Consider the following 20940-nt stretch of genomic DNA (forward strand, 5'->3'; position numbering starts at 1 on the left):
CGCTGCTCATCCAAATTCTGGGGGCTGCGTTTGTACCTCTACTTTTAGCTTCTCATCCGTAGCTCCGCGCTTCCCATGCCCGTTCCGTCCGCCGAATTCAAAAAAGCCCTCAAACGCCTGCCCGATGCCGAAAAGGAGAAACTGCTACTGCGGGCCGTACGTCGCGACGCGGAGCTGTACGAAACCTTCGTGTTTGAGCTGCTCCCGGATGTGACAACCGAGCAAGTGTATGAGCAGGCCGCCGACCGGATTCATGAGCTGTTCAATGTGGCCGTGACGGGGCGCCTGCTCAACCGCAGCCTCAACAAGGCGCTGGGCAAAGCGGTGAAGGAAACCGCCCGCGCCCGCCGCATCACCAAAGACAAGCGCCTGGAAATCGACCTGAACCTGTACGCGCTGCGCCTGATCTTCGATAACTACACCGGCCAGTTCGACTCGCCATACGCGGGCTTCTTTACTAGCACTGCTCGCCTTGCAGCGCGCACCACGCAGCTGGTGCTCACGTCCCTGCACGAAGACCTGTGGCTGGAGTACAAGCCGGAGCTCGACGACTTTCTAACGCAACTGCACGGCCGCAGCAAAAGTCGCAGCCTGAAATTTGAGCTACCCCGCGAGCTGGTGCTGCCAGATTAATAGTTTCTTGCGGGAAATATCTCCTCTATGTATTTACCGCGTTTAGCTACGGCGGCACTGGTGCTTTACGGCGCCGCAGCCTGCTCCGAAGGTCCGGCCCGTCGTCCGGCTTCTGCTTCCGAAACGGCTCAGCCCGATACCGCCGCCGTGCGCAAAGTAGCGCAGGAGTATCGGGTACACTACAATACGCCCGTTGCCCTAGACAGCACCGACTTCTACTATCAGCCGATTTCGGTAGTGACACAGGATGAATCCAGCCGCAGCCGAATTCTATCCAGCAGTTCTTATGGCAGCGACTACGAGGGCAACACAGGCATAGAAGGTACCTGCTACAACGTGTTATTCTTCCAGAAATCGACGCGCCAGGAGCAGGCGTTGTTACCGCACGGGCGCTTTGTCATCACGGAAGTTGATGCCGAGAAAAAGCCCGATGTCCGCTGGCCTTACCTGTTCTACACCATCGTCAAGGCTGATACCAACGCCGATGGCGACCAGGATGGGGAAGATGCCAGCGCCTTGTTCGTGTCTGAGCGCAGCGGCCGGCAGCTTCGGCAGCTCACCCCTGATGGCACGCGCCTGGAAAGTCGTTTGCTGCTACCCAAAACTAGCCTGCTGCTGGCCGAGGTACGCCCCGATGTCAATCGGGACGGCAAATTCACGCACGCCGATGGTACCTACTGGCTCCGCTTCGACTTGGCCAACCTTGCGGCGGCACCCGTGCGCCAGCCGGCTCCGGCACTGGCCAATGCGCTGCACCAGCAGATGCTGCTGCGCCAAAGCAAACGCCACAACTAACCTCAAACACACAAAAAAAGCCCCGCCGGAATGTTCCGGCGGGGCTTTTTGCTGAATGAGATTCATCCATTCACCATTCAGCGGCAGGCTGAATTACTGCTTGGCTACTACGTTGAAGCTCAGCGTGAATTCATCCATGATGGCTTTGTCGCCGATGCTTTCGAAGAACGACTTGGAGCCGTACTTGATGTCGAACTTGGTACGGTCGATGGTAGCAGTACCGCTGGCCGAGGCCAGACCGCCTTTCACACCCGTTTTGGCCGGGAACGTGATAGACTGCGTGATGCCTTTGATGGTCAGGTCGCCGGTGATGTTGGCGTTGTTGCCAGCAGCATCAGCCTTTTTCAGCGTGGCAACTTTCGTGATTTTGAAGGTTGCAGTCGGGTTTTTGTCGATGCTGAAGAAGTCTTCGGAACGCAGGTGGCCTACCAGTTTGCCGTTGGTGTCAGCATCCTTGATGTCGGTTACTTTCAGCGTGTTCATGTCTACCACGAACGTGCCGCCTACGATCTGATTGCCGCGCACCAATACGCTGCCGTCTTTGAACTGGACGTTGCCGTCGTGCTGGCCGGTTACTTTTTTCCCAACCCAGCCCAGGGTGCTCAGTTGCGGCTGCACCTTATAGGTTTTGTCGGCGGCTTTCAGCGAGCTGGCAGCTTTGGCAGCAGCAGGATTGCCGGCGTAAACAGGAGCAGCGAGCAGCGAAACAGCCAGCAGAGCGGGAACAAGGATCTTTTTCATGGGTATGTAAGAAGTGAAATGAGTGTGCAGGTGAAAAGCTGAAAACCGTCAGCCGCGGATTTTATCGAGCAGGACGCTGAGTTGCGCCGCTTCTTCTTCAGTCAGGTGTTGCAGGCCAGTCGGGTTCTGCTCCATGGCTATATCCATCTGGCTCAGCAGAGTTAGACCGGCCTCCGTAATGCGGATGTCCACGGCGCGGCGGTTGCTGGGGCACACTTTGCGCGTCACCAGTGCCTTGCTCTCCAGCTTATCCACGATGCGGGAAGCATTGCTGGTTTTGTCCAGCATCCGCTCAATAAGCAGGTTCACGGTAGCCGGCTTGGGGTGCTGGCCACGTAGAATGCGCAGGATGTTGAATTGCGGCAACGTAACACCAAAGGGTTTGAATGCCGCCGCCTGCCGCTGTTCCAGCCAGCCAGCCGTGTACAGCATATTGATGTAGGCTTTCTGGTAAACGTCGCGGAAAGTAGGCTGCTTGATTTCGTCCTCAATTTTCATAACCTGCATGAGCTACTGCGGTAATGTGCTGCAAATATATGTACATACATTTAATGTCGCAACACAGTTCCGCAAATTTATTTTTTCTCTTTTACCAAAAGCTGCGTGACAGCCATTTATCTCCGATGTCCGTAAGATGAGCCTCTCACTCTTTTCTGCTGTTTCCTATGAAAACCCTACCTATAGTACTGTTCCCTTTGCTGTTGGCTGCAGCAGCTCCACTCAGTGCATCTGCCCAGACCAAAACCGCGCCGAACCCTACCGGACGAGTAGCCGCCAATGCCACCGACCAGTATGTCATGCAAAAAGGCGAAGTGGTGTTGCGTCAGAACGGCCGTATGGTACCACTCTCCAAGAACGTGGTGCTTTCCAACGGGACAAAGGTTAACTATAAAAGCGGAATAGTTGAATTTCCGACTGGCAAGAAAACGACTCTGCGCGAAGGCGACTATGTAACTATTGGGGGCGACGTGGTGTTTGCCACGCCCGGCAGTGCCGCCGCCGCCCGCGGCGACAACTCTGTACCGGCCGATGCCAAGTTTGATCAGTATGTGGACCGGGGAACAACTCCTACTTCCACCACAACCACTGTCATCAGCTCGCAGCCCAATGACCTGACCACGCTGCTGAGCCGCAAGATTCAGCTCCTGAACGAAAAAATCAACCTGATGACGCCTAACCCCGCCAACCAAGCCGCCATCGACAACCTGAACCAGCAAATCCAGAGCCTGGATGCGCAGATAAACCGCTAGCCCAAGAGTTCTAGTACGGGAGCCGGCGCAGCATACAGCTCGCCGGCTTTTTCGTGCACCAGCCCAAACGGCTCGTCGCGCACAATCAGCAGCCCGTCCAAGTCGCAGATCTGGGCCAGCCCGCTCACCTGCAGCGCCGACCAGATGCCCAGTGACGTTTCGACCATGCAGCCTATCATGGTTTGCAGGCCATGGGCTTGGGTTTCGCGCAAAATGCGCAGACCGTTGCGGTAGCCGCCGGCTTTCATCAGTTTCATATTCACGCCGTGAAACTGCTGAGCAATGTCGCCGAAATCAGCCTGGTCCGTCACCGATTCATCGGCGAAAAGCAGCCATGGTGTGCGGGAGTGCAGGTAGCGGTAAGCTTCGGTGTGGGCGGCAGGCAGCGGCTGCTCCAGCAGGCGCACCTGCAGGCCGGGTAGTGCAACCGTGCGCTCCACAAACTGCAAGAGTTCATCCGGATCCTGCCACGCCTCGTTGCCGTCAATGATGAGTGGCCGGCCGGGCAACATTTTCGTGACTTCGCGCAGCAGGTCGTAGCCGGCTTCTTTGTTCACCTTTATTTTAAGCAGGGCGAAGCGCGCCATGTCCTGCTCGCGCAGAAACGCTGCTACCTCTCCGGGTGGCATAATGGGCAGCGTGAAGGCGGTGGGCACCTTAGTGGCCGGCTCCGGCGCGCCCAGCCATTGCCACACCGGCTGCCTGGCTTGCGCCGCCTCGTAATGCACCCACGCCGACTCCAGCGCAAACCGCAATGCATGGGCGGGCTGCTGGGCTTCCAGAAACTCCTGCAGTTCGGCTTCTGTCCGAATATAATTCAGTCCGGCCTGTTGCAACGTCTCAAACTCCGCCTGCAGGGCTTGTGGGCTTTCGCCGTAGCGGACGTTGGGTGCGGCCTCGCCAAAGCCTACCGCGCCGGCCTTGTCGCCGCGGACCTGCACTAGCAGGTTGGTTTTGGCAGTGGAGGCGTTGCGGGAGATTTTCCAGGTGAAGCGGAGCGGGAGTTCGAGCGTAGATAGGGTCCAGGTGGGCATGAGAGGCACAAAAACGGGTGGCAAGCCAAAAAACGGACAACGAAACCCAAAAACCTATCTTTGCTGGTATTCCCCCATTTCTTTTCCCCCTTGCTGCCGCGCATGAAGTTTTCGCGACTCGTTCCTGTTGTTTTGTTGCTGGCCGTAGTGGCTGTGCTGCTTACCGTTCTGGCTGCCTATGGTGTTGGCGGTATCAGCCCCGCTGTAGCGCAGGCTGCCCGCTGGGTTTTCCTGGCTGCTTTCGTGGCCTACGCCGTTCAGCGCCGCTCCCTTACCTTCTGGATTGTGGTGAGCATGTTCGTCGGAGCTGAAATCGGCAACGATTATCCAGCCTTTGCCATCAACCTCAAAGTTCTCAGCGACGCCTTCCTGCGCCTCGTGAAGACCATTATTGCGCCGCTCGTCTTCGGGACGCTGGTGGTGGGCATTGCCGGCCACGCCAACCTTAAGCAGGTCGGTAAGATGGGCCTGAAGGCCTTAGTCTACTTCGAAATTGTCACCACGTTTGCCCTGTTTATCGGGCTGGCGGCCATCAACCTGACTAAAGCCGGTGTGGGCATCAGCCAGAAAGGTGTGGATGCTAATGCCGAGAAGCTGCAGGCCGTGGAGCAAAGCACTTCCGACATCATCCTGCACATCTTCCCCGAAAACATTGCCAAATCCATTGCCGAAGGGCAAGTGCTGCAGGTAGTGGTATTTGCCATCATTTTCGCTATTGGTTTGGCCATGGTGCATCAGAAGCATCGCCGCCCGATGCTGGAGTGGGCCGAAAGTTTGTCGGAGGTGATGTTCAAGTTCACCAACGTGGTGATGTTCTTCGCGCCGCTGGGCGTGGGCGGCGCCTTGGCCTATACGGTCGGCAAAATGGGCTTTGCACCGCTCTTGAACGCATTCCAATTGCTGCTGACACTCTATGCAGCACTACTCGTGTTCCTGCTGGTAGTGCTGCTGCCTATTGCCTTTATTGCCCGCATTCCGGTTAAGCGCTTCATTCAGGCCATTGCGGAGCCGGTGAGCATTGCCTTCGCCACTACTTCTTCGGAAGCCGCGCTGCCCCGGGCCATGGAAGCTATGGAAAGCATTGGGGTGCCGCGCCGGGTGGTGGCCTTCGTGATGCCGACGGGCTACTCCTTCAACCTCGATGGCACCACGCTCTACCTGTCACTAGCCGCCGTATTTGTAGCGCAAGCCGCGGGCATCGACTTGTCATTGGGGCAGCAGCTGATTATGGTGTTTACCCTGATGCTGACGTCGAAAGGCGTGGCCGGCGTGCCGCGCGCTTCGCTCGTGATTCTGCTGGCTACGGTGGCTTCGTTCAATCTGCCGGCTTGGCCGGTATTCATCATCCTCGGCATTGATGCGCTGATGGACATGGCCCGTACCGCCGTCAACGTTATCGGCAACTGCCTGGCTACGGCGGTGGTGGCCCGTTGGGAAGGCGAGTTCATCGACAACTACGTGGCCCCCGACCCGGTGCAAGAACTGGCAGAAGCCGACAGTACGCTGGCACAGCACACGCACTAGTTCCTCAGCAGCAAAACAGTACATCTAGCAAGCCTCTCTCCCTCACCGGAGAGAGGCTTTTTGCTTCTGGCAATAAATACATTCATTATATCATATATTTTCAGATATTATTTATATTAGCAGTGCAATTTTCATTGAACTACATCCTCTACATTCGGGGTTCCTAGCACACAGTCCCGTAAGCAGCCAGCCTAATGCACAAGATGTTCCGCTTCTCAGTCCTGTTCTTGTTGTCCTTTGCTTTATTAGCAGGGTGCAAATCCGCTGACCGTATCATGTTCCAGACGCCCAGTCAGCGGTTGAGCAGCCAGTTGCCGCCCCTGGAAATCGAGGTAGACAATGGTGCGCTGGCACAGACGGAAGGTGCCTTACCGGAAGACCCGTTGCGCGTGTTTCGGCAGGAAGTGAGCCAGAACCTGATTGAGCCGACCGACAGTGCTCGTTTCGGCTATGCCAAACTGCTGGTGACGCAGGCCGAAGTGAAGCGCACTGGCAAGTTTTTCCAAGGCCTGCAGATGCTGACGATGATGGTGCCTAGCCTGCTGGGCCTCCCGGTTGAGTACTACCGCACCAATCTGAAAGCAGAAGTGCAGATTCTTAACGCCCGCAGCGAGGTAATTGGCAGCTATGTAGGCACCGGTAACTCCAAAGTGCGCGTGGCTATGTACCACGGCTATTCGCAGGCCAATGCGCCCCGCCTCGCCGACGTGCAGGCCCTGCGCCTAGCCCTCGACCAGATTCGGCCCCAGCTAGAAGCAAATGCAGACACACTGCGCCAGCAGCTACTGGCAGCTGGCCCCATGGAAGCCACTGCCGCCGGCACAGGCAGCGGGCAGTAGCGCCCTGCATCTATGTTCTCATACAAAGCTCCTTTCCAATGCACCGGAAAGGAGCTTTTTGTTTCAGTAGGTTTTCGGGTTGTGGGCTGCGCAACCTTTGCGGCAGTTGTTGCTACTTTGCCATGTCACTCATTTTGCTTTCCCATGAAACACTCCTTGCAGCGCCTGTTGCTGGCCACTTGCCTGCTGGCGCCTCCGCTGGCGCAGGCACAGAATCCCGCTGGCCCTTCTGCGCCGGAAGCTCCGGCGGCTCGGCCAGTGGCTCCGGCCCCAGCCTTCCCCTACCCCATTCAGCAAAAGCAGCTTGCCAACGGCCTGAACGTGGTGACCGTACCCTTCGACTCGCCGGGCTTGGCTTCGTTCTTTCTGGTAGTGCGCGCCGGCTCGCGCGACGAAGTGGAGCCCGGCCACACTGGTTTTGCTCACTTCTTTGAGCACGTGATGTTTCGGGGCACCGATAAGTACTCGAAAGAGAAGTACAACGACGTGCTCAAAAGCATCGGGGCCTCGGCCAACGCCAATACGTCCCTGGACCGCACCGTGTACCACATGACCGGCAACGCGACCATGCTGGAGAAAATGTTTGAGGTGGAAGCCGACCGATTTCAGTACCTGAAATATCCGGAGCACGAGTTTAAGGCCGAAGCAGGTGCCGTGAAGGGCGAATACACCAAAAACTCGGCCTCGCTCTACACCCAGCTCAACGAGAAAGTAGCCGACGCCGCCTTCGACAAGCATACCTACGAGCACACCACGATGGGCTTCTTCAAGGACGTCGTGGATATGCCTAACCAATACCAATACTCGCTCACGTTCTTCGACCGATTCTACCGCCCCGAGTACACCACGCTGTTGGTAGTAGGTGACGTGAAAGCGGAAGAAGTGAACAAGCTGGCCGACAAATACTTTGCTTCCTGGAAGCGTGGCAGCTACAAACCGGCCATTCAGCCGGAGCCCGCCCAGACGGCCCCGCGCTATGTGCACATTCAGAACGCCAACTTCCCGCCGATGGTGAGCCTGAGCTACAAGGGCCCGGCTTTCTCCGACCAGAGCAAAGACCTGCCTGCGCTGGACGTGCTGACAACCATGCTCTTTGCCGAAAACTCGCCGCTTTATCAGCAGCTGGTAGTGAAGGAGCAGAAAGTGCGCTTCGTGGGTGGCTCACCCAACATGACGCGTGACCCTTACCTGACCAGCATCCGGGCCTCAGTAGTGAAAGCCGAGGACATGCCCTACGTGAAGGAGCAGATTACGAAGGCGCTGGAAGACCTCAAATCCAAGCCGATTGACGCCAAGCGCCTCGCCGACACTAAATCGGCGCTGAAATACGGCTTCCTGATGAGCCTCGACGCTCCCGACCAGATTGCCAATTCGCTGGCGGAGTTTATCTGGCTGACCGGCAACCCGGAAAGCCTGAACCGCTACTACGCGCTGTATGACCAAGTGACGCCCGCCGACATCCAGGCTGTGGCCAAAAAGTATTTCGTGCCCGAAGGCCTCACGGTGGGCACCATCGGGCCGGGCGCTACGGGCGGCGTGCAGTAATCCCTCTCTTCTGATTTCTCTTCTAATGAAACATACATTTTCCCGCTTGCTGCTGGCGGCCGCCCTGTTCGGTCCGGCCGGAGCACATACTGCCCAAGCTGCCGAAATAGTGGAGTTGCGCCAGCCCAATGCCGCCAAGGTGGTCGTGAAGCTGCAGTTCCGCAACGGCTCGTCCGCCGACCCGGTCGGCAAAGAAGGCCTCACGTTCCTGACCTCTCAGCTTGTGACAGAAGGCGGGACCAAGGACATGACCTCGGCCCAACTGAAGGACTTTCTCTATCCGATGTCTACGCGCTACTATGCCGTCACGGACAAGGAAGTCACTACTTTCACTTTCGAGTTTCACAAGGACTTTATCGACAAGTTTTACCCGGTGCTGCGCGGGCTTATGCTCACGCCCAGCTTCACGCAGGAAGACTTCGACCGGCTCCAGTCCAACCTGCATAACTACGTGGAGCAAGTGATTCGGGCGTCTTCGGATGAGGATTACAGCAAGTTTGCGCTGGAAGACCAGCTGTTCCGGGGCACGCGGTTTCAGCACATGACGCGCGGCACCGCCGCCGGCGTGAAGAACCTGACGCTGGCCGACGTGAAAAAGCAATACGCCGCCGCTTTCGGGCAGGACAACCTGACCATCGGGCTGGCCGGCAACTATCCGGCTTCGTTTGCCAAGCAGTTGGAGGCCGACCTAAAAAAATTGCCCAAAAGCTCGGTGAAGCCTGCCGTGCCGACTGTAGCCATGCCCAAAGGCATTCGTGTCGAAATCATCAGCAAGCCTGATGCGCTGGGCTCGGCTATATATGCGGGCTTTCCTATCCAAACCACCCGTGCCAACGACGACTTCGCGGCCCTGATGGTGGCCAACTCCTGGCTGGGTGAGCACCGCAAAAGCTACGGCAAGCTCTACGACAAGATCCGGACGACCCGCTCCATGAACTACGGCGACTATAGCTACGTGGAGTGGTACGAGGGCGGCGGCCAGAACATGCTGCCGGTGCCCGGAGTGCCGCGCCACGCCAACTATGCCAGCTTGTGGCTGCGCCCGGTCCAGATTGCCGAAGGCCTGCGCAAGCAATACCCCGCGGAGCTGGGCGACCTGAAAGTTGGCCACGCACCGTTTGCACTGCGCCTGGCCGTGCGCGAAATGGACAACGTAGTAAAAAACGGCCTCAGCAAAGATGATTTTGAGCTGACCCGCACCTTCCTGCGCTCCTACGTGAAGCTCTACGGCACCACGCCCGCCAAGCAGCTCGGCTTCCTGCTCGACTCGAAATTCTACGGCCGCAAAGACTGGCTGAAGGAAGTAGATGGCCAACTGGCCAAGCTCACGGTAGACGATGTAAACCGTGCCATCCGCAAGCACTGGCAGGTGCAGAACATGTTCGTGACCATCGTGACGGACGACAGCGAAGCTCAGCCCCTGGCCGATGTACTCAAGAACAACACGCCTTCGCCAATGAGCTATGCCAACGTAGTGAAAGCCGGCCTGCCCGCCGATGTGGTAGCGGAGGACAAAGCCGTAGCCGACTACAAGCTGAACGTGACGGACGTAAAAATTGTGGATACGAAAGACACATTTAAGTAAGCTGGCTGCACGGCCTAATGAATTGTTAAAAACCGACCCGGAAATTTTCCGGGTCGGTTTTTTTTTCGGGTTAAACCTGTTGCCTGCTGGCCCATCTATGCAGTATATTTTGATAACTCATTTCTTCCCAGCCAGATGAAAGCAACTTCCTTCCCTCGCCTGCTGCTCCTGCTATTAGTGCTCTTCACCGCCGCCTCTGCCAGCGAAGCCAGGGACCATCGGCGCGGCCACGGTGGGCCGGCTAACCCCGAAATCAAAGCCTACATGGCGCAAAACGTGCTGCCCGCAGTGCGGCAGCAGCGCCAGAAACTAGAGCCTCAGCTCAGCACCTCCGACCGGGCACAATTGGCCATTTACCGCACCCAGCTACAGGAGCTACGCCAGCAGAGCCAGGCACTTCGCCAGAGCATCAAACCGGCCGGCACGCAGGCGCCCGGCACCCGCCCCGAAATGACAGAAGCCCAGAAGCAGCAGTTTCAGAAGTTACACTCCGACCACAAAGTCCTGATGCAGAGTGTCGGCCAGTTGGGCCAGAAATATGCTGGCGACATTGCCCGTCTTTCGCAGGAATTGCAGCCGCAAAAAGAAAAATGGGCGGCTGACCTGAAGGAGTTGGCAATAAAAAACATGACACCGGAGCAGCAGGAGAAACTGGGGCAGATGGCTAGCCGCATGCACCACCGCGGTGGTGCTAACCGATTCTTCAAGCCTGCTATGTTTCTGCTAATGGACCCCAGCGCACCAAGCAGCCCGGAGCGTGAGTTGGGCAATACGATGGTGTATCCTAACCCGGCCGTAGCGAGCAGCCAGCTGGAATACGAAGTAAAAAAGGCTGGTCCTGTTACAGTGGAGCTGCTCGATAGCCGTGGCAATGCGCTGCGTACGGTAGCGAATGAAACCAAGCAGGAAAAAGGCCAGCACACAGTGCAGGTAAATATTTCAGACCTGCCAGTTGGCACTTATTTCTACAAAATCACTACGAAGTCGGGCTCCGAAACCCGCCGCTTCGTGAAAGAATAACCTGCTTCCATTCTTCGTTGAAAGCCAGCCTGCTCCCAGGCTGGCTTTTTTCGTTGACAGAAACCAGAGGCTGGCTTCTCGCGCTCCGCCGTCCGCTAGTATCTTTACACCCTATGCTTCGCAATCCGCTTACTTGGCTCCTGTTCTTGATTGTTTCCACGGCGCTGGCTGCCTGTTGTGGCTCCGTGGCCTGCGACTGTCAAGACTCGCTCGACGATGCGGTGTATTTCAACTTCAACCTGAGCTCAACAGCCCCCAACCGCCTCGATTCGGCGGCAGTAGATACCGTTTTCTTCGTGCGGCAGCTGCTGCCCTACCGCGACACCGTTACCACGGGCCAGCCGGCCATTGACACCATTCAGCTGCTCCGGGTTGGGCGCGAGCGGGGCACTAGTGTGGTACTGAACAACGCCCAGCCGTTCGGGCAGCGCGGCACCCGCAAACTCAATCAGTATTCATACAAGCTGTATCTGGGCAAGCGCAGGGCTCCCACGGCAAGCTTTGTTATCGACAGTATTCAGCTCGAAGACCAACTGAAAGGCGACGGCTGCTGCACTTGCAACAGCAACGTAAAAAAACTGGTCTTCCTCCGAGGTACCCCCACCCCCATTGATGCCTCCGACCCCAGTGGCCAGGATCAGGCCGTACCAGTAACCCTCAACCGCTAGCAGCAAGAAAAGGCCACTCAAGCTCTTCTGGCACGACCAATGCCGGGGCACACACGTATAGTAGAGGCACACAGAAGCCCAGCCGCAATGATTTGGCTATCTTCGGTGTTGTTGCTGTACCTATGCTACCCGAAACTACCGTTGCCCGCCCGGCCCAGTCCGTTTTTCCGTTCAAATCCACGCTCAGCTTAGAGCCAATCATTGCGTATTGGAAGTCGCGTGAGGACGACCCGAACCCGGGTGTGTCGTTGCTGGCCCGCTCCATTGGGGAAAGGGTTGCCACGGAAACGTGGTGCCGTGGCCCCATCACCGACATGAGCGTGCTTGAATGCAACTGCGACCTGGTAGACACGCTGATGCTGGCCATGTTTCCGCCCGCCTCGTTCCGCTTCGATATCAGCGGGGCCATTGCGCCATTTCAGCGCTACAGCTTCTACCATACGCCGCGCTTCGCCGAGGTGCTTCTGAAGGCCGCCAAAAACATCAAGCAGCCGCTCAATATCGACGCGCGTACGCTGGATGTGCACACGGCGCGCATGGCCTACCAGCTCATTCTGGACAAGGTATATGGCGTACAGATGCCGCATCATGGGTCCATTATCTTCACCGTACCCGACTACAGTATCGGCCTTTATCGGCACTATGGCGTAGAGTTCGACTCTACGTTCCTGGATGTGCGCGTGGTAGGCACACGCCCCGAACTGACTTCGGAACAGATTGAGCTACTAACTCGAAACCCGCACCGGGTGGACTTGTGGCAGCAGCTGTTGCCGCCCGACTTGTTTGAGTTGGAAGGCTTCAATATCCTGCACCTAGTTGACGTAACAGACCAAGAAATTCTGTCGGAGCTGAAATACGACCTGCTGGAGCGCGACGTGCTGCAGGCCTCCGACCGGCTGGAGCAAATCCAGGAGAAGCTACGGGTACTGTTTAAGCGGCCGTTTCTGCAGCTTGGCATTGCGGCGTACGACGAGAAAAAGCGGGCTTTTGTGGATTTTGGCCGCAAAATCAACCACAGCTTCCTGACCAAGCAGCTGCACAGCCAGGATGCCGGCTCTGGCTTCCGCCAGATCTATTCGGAGCTGTGGCAGAACCGCCAGCCGCTGGTGCTGGAAGACGTAGAAACGGCCGCCATTCCCGAGGACCTGCGCCAGCAGATTCTCAGCATCGGCATCCGGTCGGCCATTCTGGCGCTGCTCCCCTACGGCGACGATACGGTGGGTCTGCTGGAGTTGGGCTCTCCGAATATCGGCGACCTAGACGAGTTCGATATTGAGACAGTAGCGCAATTTGTGCCGCTGTTTGCCGTCGCGGTGAAACGAAACGCCGAGGAAATCCAGACCCGCGTTCAGTCCATCATCAAGGAAAAGTTTACGGCCATTCATCCGAGCATGGAATGGCGCTTCACCAACGCAGCCGAAAACCTGCTGCAGAAGCAGGAAGATGGTAACCGCAACGCCGAAATGGAGGCCATCATTTTCCATGATGTATACCCGCTGCATGGTTCCTGCGACATTCGGGGCTCCAGTACGGCCCGCAACGAGGCCATCCAGGGTGACCTGATTGAGCATCTTACCCTGGCCAATAAAGTTCTCAAGAAGGCCTCCGAATTTCAGGCGCTGCCCATTCTGGATGAGCTGAAATTTTATGTCAATAAGAATCTGCGGCGGCTACGCCAGACCCTGATTTCCGGGGACGAAGTAAGCATCTTCGAGTCGCTGAAGACGGAAGTGGAGCCGCTGTTTGAATACCTGGGGCAGAATACGCCCGAACTGCAGCCGGTTATCACGCAATACTGGTCAAATATTGATGCGGAGTTGGGTATCCTCTATAAGCGCCGCAAAGCCTTCGAGGAAAGTACCACGCTGCTCAACGATACGGTGAGCGACTACCTGGACGAAGAGGAGGAAAAGGCGCAGCAGATGTTTCCGCATTACTTCCAGCGCTTCAAAACCGACGGCGTGGAGTATAACATCTACGTGGGAGCTTCGCTGGTAGAGCACAAGCCCTTCGACCTGGTTTTCCTGAAAAACCTGCGTTTGTGGCAGCTGCTGACCATGATTGAAATTACGCGCCGCACGGTGGCTCTCAAGCCGCAGCTGCCCGTACCGCTGGAAACCACCCAGTTGATTCTGATTCATAGCCAGCCGCTGGCCATCCGGTTCCGGCAGGATGAGCGCCAGTTTGACGTAGACGGGGCCTACAACATCCGCTACGAAATCATCAAAAAGCGCATCGACAAGGCGACGGTGCAAGGCACTGGCGAGCGGCTTACGCAGCCCGGCCACATTGCGCTGGTCTACTCGCAGCAGCGCGAAGCCGACGAGTACCTCGAATACCTCGACTATTTGCAGGACCGGGGCTTGTTGGAGCCCGAGATAGAAGAACTGGAGCTAGAAGAGCTGCAGGGCGTGAAAGGCCTGCTGGCCTTGCGGGTGAAGGTGAAAGTTTAGCATATACAACAGACCAGCCGCTCAATACTTCTCCTGGAGAAATATTGAGCGGCTTTTTTCTGCCCCCATACTACAGAAAGCGTTACAACTGCTTAGTATTGGGTTGAAGAATCTGCTATGCGCGTATTGCTTACGGCTTGTCTGCTGTTGTTTTGGTTGCCTGGCTGGAGCCAACGGTTCGTGCTTCCCGATGGCGAGTACATGGATACGACCGTCAGCCGACAGGCGGGATGCCAACTGAAGCCTACGGCCCGCTACTACAGCGTGAATGGCAAGTACCCGCGCAGCTCCGATACGCTGCGCGAGCAAGCACAGGCGTTTTTGCAGCGTGGCGGCCACACGTACACAGGGAGCGGCTACATCACGTTCCGGTTTGTAGTAGACTGCAGCGGTAAACGGCTGCCCCGCACTCAAGTGCTACAAACGGATGCCCGCTACCAGCAATACCGTTTTCAGCCGGAACTGGTGGAGAAATTATACGCCTACCTAAACACGCTCAACGACTGGCGCATAGCCCGCAGCCCCAACGGCCAGGAAACTGCGAATTACATTGCCTACATAGCCTTCAAAATCAATCATGGGAAAGTTGTGGCGGTGTGCCCCTAGTCTGTTGCTGGGGCTGCTGAGCGCCCATCTGAGTTCCTGCCAACCCACCACCTCTGGGCAGCCACCTGCCGCACAGGCGCTGCCCGACAAGTGCAGTAGCCGCCAGTACCAGGACAGCTTGGTTAGCAGGTACATTGAGCACGGAGCCCAACGGTTTAGCTACCTCGACCCACGCTGGACGCAATATTGCGACAGTCTGATTGCTGTCTGTCCCAACATTGCGGTAGCGTACCGGGAAAAGGCCATTCCGCTCATCAAAGACGGTAAGTTTGAGGAAGCCTTTGCGCTGGAAGACAAGGCGGTGGCACTGAATCCCAAACAGTGGCTGGCATATCGGGGCTTCCTGAAATGCATTTTTGCTAAGGACTACGAAGGTGCCATTCTCGATTTCCAGGCGGCCGCCCGGCTCACGCCCAACGGTCTGGAAATGGACCACACCTATCCCTTCTTTGAGGGCCTTTGCAACCTGGAGCTAGGTCGCTATGCCCAGGCCGAAGCCAGCTTCAAGCAGGATATGCAGCAGCAGCGTGGCCCCGACGGCCAGCGTGACATCCATTTCAACACGCTGTTCTATGTAGGCGTGCTCTACTATGAAATGAAACAGTACGAAGCTGCCGCTACCTATCTGGGCCGCTGTCTCAGCACTTACTCTCAGCATCCCGACGCTAACTACTACCTGGCTCTGGTGAGCCGCGCCCGCGGCAATGAGCCGCTGGCCAGGCTTCATCTGGAACTAGCCCAGCAGGTACTGCGCAAGGGCTACACCATGAATGAGGACAACCTGTACTACTCCAACTATCCCCACCAGATAACTGCCTACGAAGTAGCCACTGCACTGGCCCCGGCGCCCCGTTGATGCCCCTCAAACCTGCTGCTCTTCCCGCCAAAACAGCCGCAGTGCAGTGCGCAACAGAATCAGCCAGAGCAGACCAGCCGCAAAGCCTGCCAGCACATCGGTGGCGTAGTGTACTTGCAGATATACCCGCGTTAGGCCAATAAGCACTGCCCACAGTAACAGCAGAACAGCCCAGGCCGGGTGCCGGCCGTGCCGCCAGAGTAGCCAGGCCAGGCAACCATACAGCGCCATTCCAATCATGGCGTGGCCGCTGGGAAAGCTCAGCCCCAGTTGGGAAAGCAGCGCAGTAGCCGGGCGCGGCCGTTGGAAATGCGTTTTGAGCAACTGGTTGAAAAAAGTAGCTCCGGCAACGGCCAGAAACACTTCCAATGCTTCTCGCTTATGCCCCCACCAGCGCAGGCCGGCCGGAACAAGCACCCCGGCTCCCACCAGAAAAGGCAGCGAAGCAAAGAAGGTCACGACATGCACCCCACTAGTCAGGGCAGGCCAGGCGGCACGTAGCGCATTGGCGTGTCCGATAGCCCAGTTGTCGAAGGTGAGGGAATGAGCCACAAACACCACGCGCGTGAGGTAGAAAAACACCCCCAACGACGCCAGAAACACCCCTCCTACCAGCAGAATTTCCACGGTCAGGAAACTGAACAGAGTGAGCAGACGAGCGGTGAGCTTCTTCATGAACCACAGCGTTACACGGATATGTACGGATTTTGTAGTCGCTGCCGACAATACACCAGGGCCACTTTCCTCACCAAGTAAGCACAGCATTCTGATTAGTTGCCAATCAAAACAAGCTTACGTTGCGTCGGGCCATTCCTACGGCTGCCCCCCCCATACCATTCACCCGTTTCAGGTTCAGCCCCGATGCGGGGCAAATAAAAAAGCCGGCCCATTTCTGGACCGGCTTTTGTGCGCTCGGAGAGACTCGAACTCTCACACCTTTCGGAACTGCCGCCTGAAGACAGCGCGTCTACCAATTTCGCCACAAGCGCAGCACGTGTATCAAGCTCCATTTCCCTTGCGGGGTGTTGTTTGATGCTGCAAAGATAGAGACAAGTTGCGGCACCAGACAAGCTCCGCCGAAAAAAAGCCGATAATTTTCCTGCAATAAATTAGCTTTACGAGCTATTCAGGCTGTTTTTCAGCTAATTGCGGATTATTTTTGAATTGCATTTTCACGCGGGTTTCTATCCGTTTTAGTACCGGAATAGCCACTACCAGCCACACTAGCCCGGCCGTGAAGCCTGCCAGCACATCAGTAGCGTAGTGCACACGCAGGTAAACTCGGGTCAGGCCAATGAGCAGAATCAGCAGGACTAGGATGCTGGTCAGTAGCCACCGCAGCCACCGCTGCTCCACGTGGGTCTGCACCAAGTACACAAGCAAGCCATAGAAGGAGGCCGAAATCATAGCGTGCCCACTCGGAAAGCTCAGCCCCGAAGCAGATACCAGCGGCAGCAGGGGCCGGGGCCGGTTGTAGAAGTTTTTCAGCACCAGATTGAGCGTGATGCTGCCCAACGCCACTACCGGTATCAGCAGCGAATACCAACGGTGCCGCCGCAATACCAGAAACCAGCCGATGAGCAGGCAGCCGGCAACGGTAATGAAATTGCGGGAGGCGAAAAACGTAACAGCTTCCACCCATTGCTGCTTTGGACCCAGCAGCCGTCGGGCCCACTGAAATGCAGCAGCATCGAAGGTGGCCGCATCTTGGTCGAATACCTCCCGGCCCAGCGCCAGAAAACCCACCACGCCGATAATGCCGAGCAGCAGGGTGATGGTAAATTCGGTGAGGAACAGGGTGAGTCCGGCCAGTAAGCGGCGCAGGTGATTGGTCATAGAATGAAAAGTAGCGTAAGCGGTAGCTTGCGCCCGGCCAACGGCTTGCGGCAAGTGAGGAGCATCTTCACGTACGAACAAACCGGGTAAGAGGTCGGGCAGCCCTTCCGCCGCCCACAACGCACCTACCAACTTTGCATGCGTTTTTCCCTGCCTGATTCCGGCTTCGACCGGGTAGCGGCCTTCTACGACCCATTGGCGCGCCTGGTGTACGGGCGTAGTCTGCAGGTCGCACAGCAGGCGGCCTTGGACGCCGGGCTACCGGCCGGGGCGCCGCGTCTGCTCATTATCGGGGGTGGCACGGGCTGGATACTGCCGGAAGTACTATGCCGCCGTCCGCAGGCGCATGTGCTGTACCTGGAGGCGTCGCCACAGATGCTGGCTCGCTCACAGGCGCTGCTGGCGCGGGAGTTGCCGGGTGCCGCCGCGCAGGTGGAGTTCCGGCTCGGCACGGAAGCGGCTCTCACTCCTGCCGATGCGTTTGATGGCATCATCACCTTTTTCTTTCTAGACCTGTTCGAGCCGCAACGTCTGCGCCGCATTGTGGAGTGCCTGAGTGAAGTCCGGCAACCTCTGGCTCCGTGGCTGCTGGCCGATTTTGCGGCGCCGCAACGCTGGTGGCAACGCGGGCTGCTAACGGCTATGTACGGTTTTTTCCGGCTTACTACCGGCATCAGCGGGCATGCCCGCCCTCCTATTCAGGCGGAGCTGACGCGTGTGGGGCTGGCACTAGAGTACCGCGTGGTGTCCTTCGGCGGCATGGTGGAGGCAGAAGTATGGCAGCATAGTAGTGCAACCCTTGGCCCAGGATGAGCGCCACTCGGCTTGTGTGGTGAAGTGTGGCTTCATCTTACATTTACAGCCGTCCCTCATTCCTCCTTTTCTCTTTTGCACTATGCGGAAATCAGCCGCTTTGCTTTTCCTGGTACTGCCGTTGGCTTTCGGCCAGCCCGCAGCTGCCCAGGCCCCGGTTCAATACAATGTGGCTTTCCCAAACGCCGTACACCACGAGGCGCGCATCAGTGTGACGTTTGCAGGAGTACCGGCCGGACCGCTGCAGGTGCGGATGGCCCGCTCCTCGCCGGGCCGCTACGCGCTGCATGAATTCGCCAAAAACGTCTATGAGGTATCGGCCACGGATTCTAAAGGCAAAACCCTAGTTGTGCAGAAGCCTGACCCATACGGCTGGGACGTAAGCGGCCACGATGGCACGGTCGTCTTCACTTACACCCTGTTCGGTGACCGGACCGATGGTACCTATGCTGGCATTGACAGCTACCACGCGCACCTGAACATGCCCGCCACACTGGCTTTCGCGCGCGGGCTGGAGCAGCGCCCGGCGGAAGTGAAGTTCGACATGTCCCAGGGCTGGACTGCCGCTACGCAGCTACGGCCTGATGCGGCCAAAGGCACCTATTTCGCGCCCAACCTGCAGTATCTTATGGATTCGCCTACGTCGCTGGGTCCGCAGAAGGTGCGCAGCTGGCAGGAACGCGGCAAAACCATAGAGCTGCAGGTGCTGCACAAGGGCACTGATGCTGAGCTGGACGCCTATGCCGAACAAACCAAGAAGGTAGTACGCGAGGCCGCTGCCATTTTCGGCGGCCTGCCCGACTATGATTTCGGGCGCTACACCTTCATTGCCAACTACCTGCCCCAGACCAGCGGCGACGGTATGGAGCACCGAAACTCTACTTCGCTCACCAGCAACCGCCCCCTGAGCGGCCCCGGCGCCCTGGACAATCTAGGAACCGTGTCGCACGAGTTTTTCCATAGCTGGAACGTGGAGCGTATTCGGCCGCAGGACCTCGAACCGTTCAATTTTGAGCAAGCCAACATGAGCAGTGGGCTCTGGTTTGCGGAAGGCTTCACGCAGTATTATGGCGAACTGCTGCTGCGCCGCTCGGGGGCCTACACCGATGCCGAATACTTGCAGGAAGCCGTGGGGCCGCTGGTAAATGCCATGCTCAATTCGCCGGGGGCGGCCCGCTACTCGCCGGTGTACATGAGCCAGCAGGCCCCGTTTGTGGATGCCGCTGCCGCCATCGACCCGAACAACCGCGCAAATACGTACCTGAGCTACTACTACATTGGGGGAGCCAATGCGCTGGCCCTTGACCTGCTGCTGCGCCAGAACCACAAAACCGACCTGGACACCTACATGCGGGCCGTATGGGAGCAACACGGCAAAGCTCAGCGCGACTTCGCTCCGGCCCGGCCCTATACGCTGCTAGACCTACAGCGCATTCTGGGGGAAGTATCTAAGGACACGGCTTTTGCCGGCAATTTCTTCCGGCGCCACATCTACGGTCACGAGCTACCCAAATTTGATGAGTTGCTAGCTCCGGCGGGCTTGCAGGTGCGCCGCGCCCGCGCCGGCCTGGCCAGCCTGGGAGGCCGCACCACTTTCAACCCCGCCGACAGCTCGGCCACGCTCGGTACCACGCTCCTTGGCAGCGCCCTGTATCAAGCCGGCCTCGACCGGGAAGATGTGCTGCTGAAAGTAGATGGCCAGCGCCTGCCCACCAGCCAAGCACTCCAGAAACTACTGGCCGCGCACAAACCCGGCGACACGGTTCCGCTGGAAGTGCGCACCCGCACCGGAGTGCGCACTATGCCCGTCACGCTGCAGGAAGACCTGACGCTGGAAGTAGTACTGCTGCCCAACGCCACCCGCAAGCAATTGGCGTTTCGCAAGGCTTGGCTAGCTAGCAAGGTGAAATAGGCTGCGCAAGCTGCTTTTAACAAAAAGGCCCCTGTTCCGCGGAACAGGGGCCTTTTTGTTGGGCAGAAACTGGTCCATTACCGGCGACGCCCGAAGATGCGCAGCAGGAACAGGAACAGGTTTACGAAATCCAGATATAGCGTGAGGGCACCCAGCACAGCGGCTTTGCGGTCGGTAGCTTCGTCTTCATAGCCGAGGAAAGCCAGCATTTTCACTTTCTGGGTGTCGTAGGCGGTGAGGGCCGTGAAGAGCAGCACGCCTACAAAGCTGGAAATCCAGTACAGAGTCGAGCTATTGAGAAACAGGTTTACTACCGAGGCAATGATAAGGCCGATAAGCCCCATGAACAGCAAATTGCCCCAGCGTGACAGGTCGGTACGGGTGAAGTAGCCGTACAGGCTCATCACGCCAAAAGTGCCAGCGGTAATGAAGAAAGTCGAGGAAATCGACTCCATAGTATACACCATGAAGATGATGCCCATTGTAAGCCCATTGAGGACTGAATAGCCGATAAATGCCGCCGTAGTGGTACCCGCCGACCAGTCGAAAGCCTTGCGCGACAGGAAGCCTACTACCGCAATTTTGGCCAGCAACAAGCCCAGGAATACAAACCGGTTGCCGAACACCAGTTCCTGCAACACTGGCAGAGACGCCACCGCCATAGCCACGGCTCCGCTCACGGCCAGGGCCCCGGCCATCCAGCCGTATACCTGCGTCATGAAGCGCGACATCACCTGCGAGGCCTCTTCCGGCGAGAGAGTTAACTGGGGTTGCGGCTCCTGATAATCTTCAGAAGTAAAATCTTCCATGAAAAATAGAATTGGGAGTGA

20 protein-coding genes and 1 tRNA gene are annotated in these 20940 nt (G+C 57.5%); 14 read left to right on the plus strand and 7 right to left on the minus strand.

Translation table 11 applies throughout. The features are described from left to right. The first annotated feature begins 75 nt into the window (after positions 1 to 75). Positions 76 to 633 carry a hypothetical protein gene (locus H4317_RS14180; RefSeq protein WP_185887231.1) on the plus strand — a complete coding sequence of 186 codons (558 nt, stop codon included), beginning with the start codon at positions 76 to 78 and terminating at the stop codon, positions 631 to 633. Positions 634 to 660: 27 nt separating this feature from the next. Continuing rightward, a complete protein-coding gene (locus H4317_RS14185; protein WP_185887232.1) occupies positions 661 to 1428 on the plus strand; it encodes a hypothetical protein in 768 nt (255 codons plus the stop codon). A 93-nt stretch (positions 1429 to 1521) separates the two neighbouring features. On the opposite strand, the gene H4317_RS14190 is transcribed toward H4317_RS14185, so the two are convergent. After that, positions 1522 to 2169: a YceI family protein gene (locus tag H4317_RS14190; RefSeq protein WP_185887233.1), complete on the minus strand. Its 648-nt coding sequence runs from the start codon at positions 2167 to 2169 to the stop codon at positions 1522 to 1524. 48 nt (positions 2170 to 2217) lie between these two features. Further along, complete coding sequence (locus H4317_RS14195) at positions 2218 to 2667, minus strand: MarR family winged helix-turn-helix transcriptional regulator (protein ID WP_185887234.1); 450 nt, start codon at positions 2665 to 2667, stop codon at positions 2218 to 2220. Between the two features lie 167 nt (positions 2668 to 2834). Between H4317_RS14195 and H4317_RS14200 the strand changes: the two genes are divergently transcribed. Beyond that, a complete protein-coding gene (locus tag H4317_RS14200; RefSeq protein WP_185887235.1) occupies positions 2835 to 3419 on the plus strand; it encodes a DUF6799 domain-containing protein in 585 nt (194 codons plus the stop codon). On the opposite strand, the gene H4317_RS14205 is transcribed toward H4317_RS14200, so the two are convergent. Beyond that, a complete protein-coding gene (locus H4317_RS14205; protein WP_185887236.1) occupies positions 3416 to 4453 on the minus strand; it encodes a dipeptide epimerase in 1038 nt (345 codons plus the stop codon). The two genes, H4317_RS14200 and H4317_RS14205, sit on opposite strands and share 4 nt — an antisense overlap. A 102-nt stretch (positions 4454 to 4555) precedes the next feature. On the opposite strand from H4317_RS14205, the gene H4317_RS14210 reads away from it, so the two are divergent. The 9 genes from H4317_RS14210 (at position 4556) to H4317_RS14250 (ending at position 15549) form a co-directional block, all read left to right on the plus strand. Further along, complete coding sequence (locus H4317_RS14210; RefSeq protein WP_185887237.1) at positions 4556 to 5977, plus strand: dicarboxylate/amino acid:cation symporter; 1422 nt, start codon at positions 4556 to 4558, stop codon at positions 5975 to 5977. Positions 5978 to 6252: 275 nt separating this feature from the next. Then, complete coding sequence (locus H4317_RS14215) at positions 6253 to 6816, plus strand: hypothetical protein (protein WP_185887238.1); 564 nt, start codon at positions 6253 to 6255, stop codon at positions 6814 to 6816. Positions 6817 to 6960: 144 nt separating this feature from the next. Next, entirely contained in the window at positions 6961 to 8361 is a 1401-nt protein-coding gene (locus tag H4317_RS14220) for a M16 family metallopeptidase (protein ID WP_185887239.1), read from the plus strand. Between the two features lie 25 nt (positions 8362 to 8386). Next, positions 8387 to 9946, plus strand: coding sequence for a M16 family metallopeptidase (locus tag H4317_RS14225; RefSeq protein WP_185887240.1), 1560 nt, complete (start codon positions 8387 to 8389; stop codon positions 9944 to 9946). A gap of 135 nt (positions 9947 to 10081) precedes the next feature. Further along, entirely contained in the window at positions 10082 to 10966 is an 885-nt protein-coding gene (locus H4317_RS14230; protein ID WP_185887241.1) for a T9SS type A sorting domain-containing protein, read from the plus strand. A 113-nt stretch (positions 10967 to 11079) separates the two neighbouring features. Then, positions 11080 to 11634 (plus strand): hypothetical protein, encoded by a 555-nt coding sequence (locus tag H4317_RS14235; protein ID WP_185887242.1) that lies wholly within the window; start codon positions 11080 to 11082, stop codon positions 11632 to 11634. A 122-nt stretch (positions 11635 to 11756) separates the two neighbouring features. Next, complete coding sequence (locus H4317_RS14240; protein WP_185887243.1) at positions 11757 to 14087, plus strand: GAF domain-containing protein; 2331 nt, start codon at positions 11757 to 11759, stop codon at positions 14085 to 14087. 117 nt (positions 14088 to 14204) lie between these two features. Continuing rightward, positions 14205 to 14693 carry a hypothetical protein gene (locus H4317_RS14245; RefSeq protein WP_185887244.1) on the plus strand — a complete coding sequence of 163 codons (489 nt, stop codon included), beginning with the start codon at positions 14205 to 14207 and terminating at the stop codon, positions 14691 to 14693. Then, positions 14665 to 15549, plus strand: coding sequence for a tetratricopeptide repeat protein (locus H4317_RS14250; protein ID WP_185887245.1), 885 nt, complete (start codon positions 14665 to 14667; stop codon positions 15547 to 15549). Before H4317_RS14245 ends, H4317_RS14250 begins: the two co-directional genes overlap by 29 nt. A 6-nt stretch (positions 15550 to 15555) precedes the next feature. Here H4317_RS14250 and H4317_RS14255 read toward each other — a convergent pair whose 3' ends face one another. The 3 genes from H4317_RS14255 to H4317_RS14265 all read right to left on the minus strand — a co-directional run bounded on the left by H4317_RS14255 (position 15556) and on the right by H4317_RS14265 (position 17385). Further along, positions 15556 to 16224, minus strand: a complete 669-nt coding sequence (locus H4317_RS14255) for a phosphatase PAP2 family protein (RefSeq protein WP_185887246.1) — start codon at positions 16222 to 16224, stop codon at positions 15556 to 15558. 232 nt (positions 16225 to 16456) lie between these two features. After that, a tRNA-Leu gene (locus H4317_RS14260) sits at positions 16457 to 16538 on the minus strand. 133 nt (positions 16539 to 16671) lie between these two features. After that, complete coding sequence (locus H4317_RS14265; protein ID WP_185887247.1) at positions 16672 to 17385, minus strand: phosphatase PAP2 family protein; 714 nt, start codon at positions 17383 to 17385, stop codon at positions 16672 to 16674. A 138-nt stretch (positions 17386 to 17523) separates the two neighbouring features. On the opposite strand from H4317_RS14265, the gene H4317_RS14270 reads away from it, so the two are divergent. Together H4317_RS14270 and H4317_RS14275 are read left to right on the plus strand one after the other, a co-directional pair. Then, positions 17524 to 18198 carry a class I SAM-dependent methyltransferase gene (locus tag H4317_RS14270; RefSeq protein WP_185887248.1) on the plus strand — a complete coding sequence of 225 codons (675 nt, stop codon included), beginning with the start codon at positions 17524 to 17526 and terminating at the stop codon, positions 18196 to 18198. Between the two features lie 82 nt (positions 18199 to 18280). Beyond that, positions 18281 to 20110: a M61 family metallopeptidase gene (locus H4317_RS14275; protein WP_185887249.1), complete on the plus strand. Its 1830-nt coding sequence runs from the start codon at positions 18281 to 18283 to the stop codon at positions 20108 to 20110. Between the two features lie 77 nt (positions 20111 to 20187). On the opposite strand, the gene H4317_RS14280 is transcribed toward H4317_RS14275, so the two are convergent. Further along, positions 20188 to 20919 (minus strand): Bax inhibitor-1/YccA family protein, encoded by a 732-nt coding sequence (locus H4317_RS14280; protein ID WP_349772179.1) that lies wholly within the window; start codon positions 20917 to 20919, stop codon positions 20188 to 20190. Positions 20920 to 20940 lie beyond the last annotated feature (21 nt).

It is taken from the genome of Hymenobacter sediminicola, assembly GCF_014250515.1.
Taxonomy (GTDB): Bacteria; Bacteroidota; Bacteroidia; order Cytophagales; family Hymenobacteraceae; genus Hymenobacter; species Hymenobacter sediminicola.

Excerpts from the sequence above, each read along its gene's own strand:
- H4317_RS14180 (WP_185887231.1), top strand. The coding sequence starts at position 76 with ATGCCCGTTCCGTCCGCCGAATTCAAAAAAGCCCTCAAACGCCTGCCC.
- H4317_RS14185 (WP_185887232.1), top strand. The coding sequence starts at position 661 with ATGTATTTACCGCGTTTAGCTACGGCGGCACTGGTGCTTTACGGCGCC.
- H4317_RS14190 (WP_185887233.1), bottom strand. The coding sequence starts at position 2,169 with ATGAAAAAGATCCTTGTTCCCGCTCTGCTGGCTGTTTCGCTGCTCGCT.
- H4317_RS14195 (WP_185887234.1), bottom strand. The coding sequence starts at position 2,667 with ATGAAAATTGAGGACGAAATCAAGCAGCCTACTTTCCGCGACGTTTAC.
- H4317_RS14200 (WP_185887235.1), top strand. The coding sequence starts at position 2,835 with ATGAAAACCCTACCTATAGTACTGTTCCCTTTGCTGTTGGCTGCAGCA.
- H4317_RS14205 (WP_185887236.1), bottom strand. The coding sequence starts at position 4,453 with ATGCCCACCTGGACCCTATCTACGCTCGAACTCCCGCTCCGCTTCACC.
- H4317_RS14210 (WP_185887237.1), top strand. The coding sequence starts at position 4,556 with ATGAAGTTTTCGCGACTCGTTCCTGTTGTTTTGTTGCTGGCCGTAGTG.
- H4317_RS14215 (WP_185887238.1), top strand. The coding sequence starts at position 6,253 with ATGTTCCAGACGCCCAGTCAGCGGTTGAGCAGCCAGTTGCCGCCCCTG.
- H4317_RS14220 (WP_185887239.1), top strand. The coding sequence starts at position 6,961 with ATGAAACACTCCTTGCAGCGCCTGTTGCTGGCCACTTGCCTGCTGGCG.
- H4317_RS14225 (WP_185887240.1), top strand. The coding sequence starts at position 8,387 with ATGAAACATACATTTTCCCGCTTGCTGCTGGCGGCCGCCCTGTTCGGT.
- H4317_RS14230 (WP_185887241.1), top strand. The coding sequence starts at position 10,082 with ATGAAAGCAACTTCCTTCCCTCGCCTGCTGCTCCTGCTATTAGTGCTC.
- H4317_RS14235 (WP_185887242.1), top strand. The coding sequence starts at position 11,080 with ATGCTTCGCAATCCGCTTACTTGGCTCCTGTTCTTGATTGTTTCCACG.
- H4317_RS14240 (WP_185887243.1), top strand. The coding sequence starts at position 11,757 with ATGCTACCCGAAACTACCGTTGCCCGCCCGGCCCAGTCCGTTTTTCCG.
- H4317_RS14245 (WP_185887244.1), top strand. The coding sequence starts at position 14,205 with ATGCGCGTATTGCTTACGGCTTGTCTGCTGTTGTTTTGGTTGCCTGGC.
- H4317_RS14250 (WP_185887245.1), top strand. The coding sequence starts at position 14,665 with ATGGGAAAGTTGTGGCGGTGTGCCCCTAGTCTGTTGCTGGGGCTGCTG.
- H4317_RS14255 (WP_185887246.1), bottom strand. The coding sequence starts at position 16,224 with ATGAAGAAGCTCACCGCTCGTCTGCTCACTCTGTTCAGTTTCCTGACC.
- H4317_RS14265 (WP_185887247.1), bottom strand. The coding sequence starts at position 17,385 with ATGACCAATCACCTGCGCCGCTTACTGGCCGGACTCACCCTGTTCCTC.
- H4317_RS14270 (WP_185887248.1), top strand. The coding sequence starts at position 17,524 with ATGCGTTTTTCCCTGCCTGATTCCGGCTTCGACCGGGTAGCGGCCTTC.
- H4317_RS14275 (WP_185887249.1), top strand. The coding sequence starts at position 18,281 with ATGCGGAAATCAGCCGCTTTGCTTTTCCTGGTACTGCCGTTGGCTTTC.
- H4317_RS14280 (WP_349772179.1), bottom strand. The coding sequence starts at position 20,919 with ATGGAAGATTTTACTTCTGAAGATTATCAGGAGCCGCAACCCCAGTTA.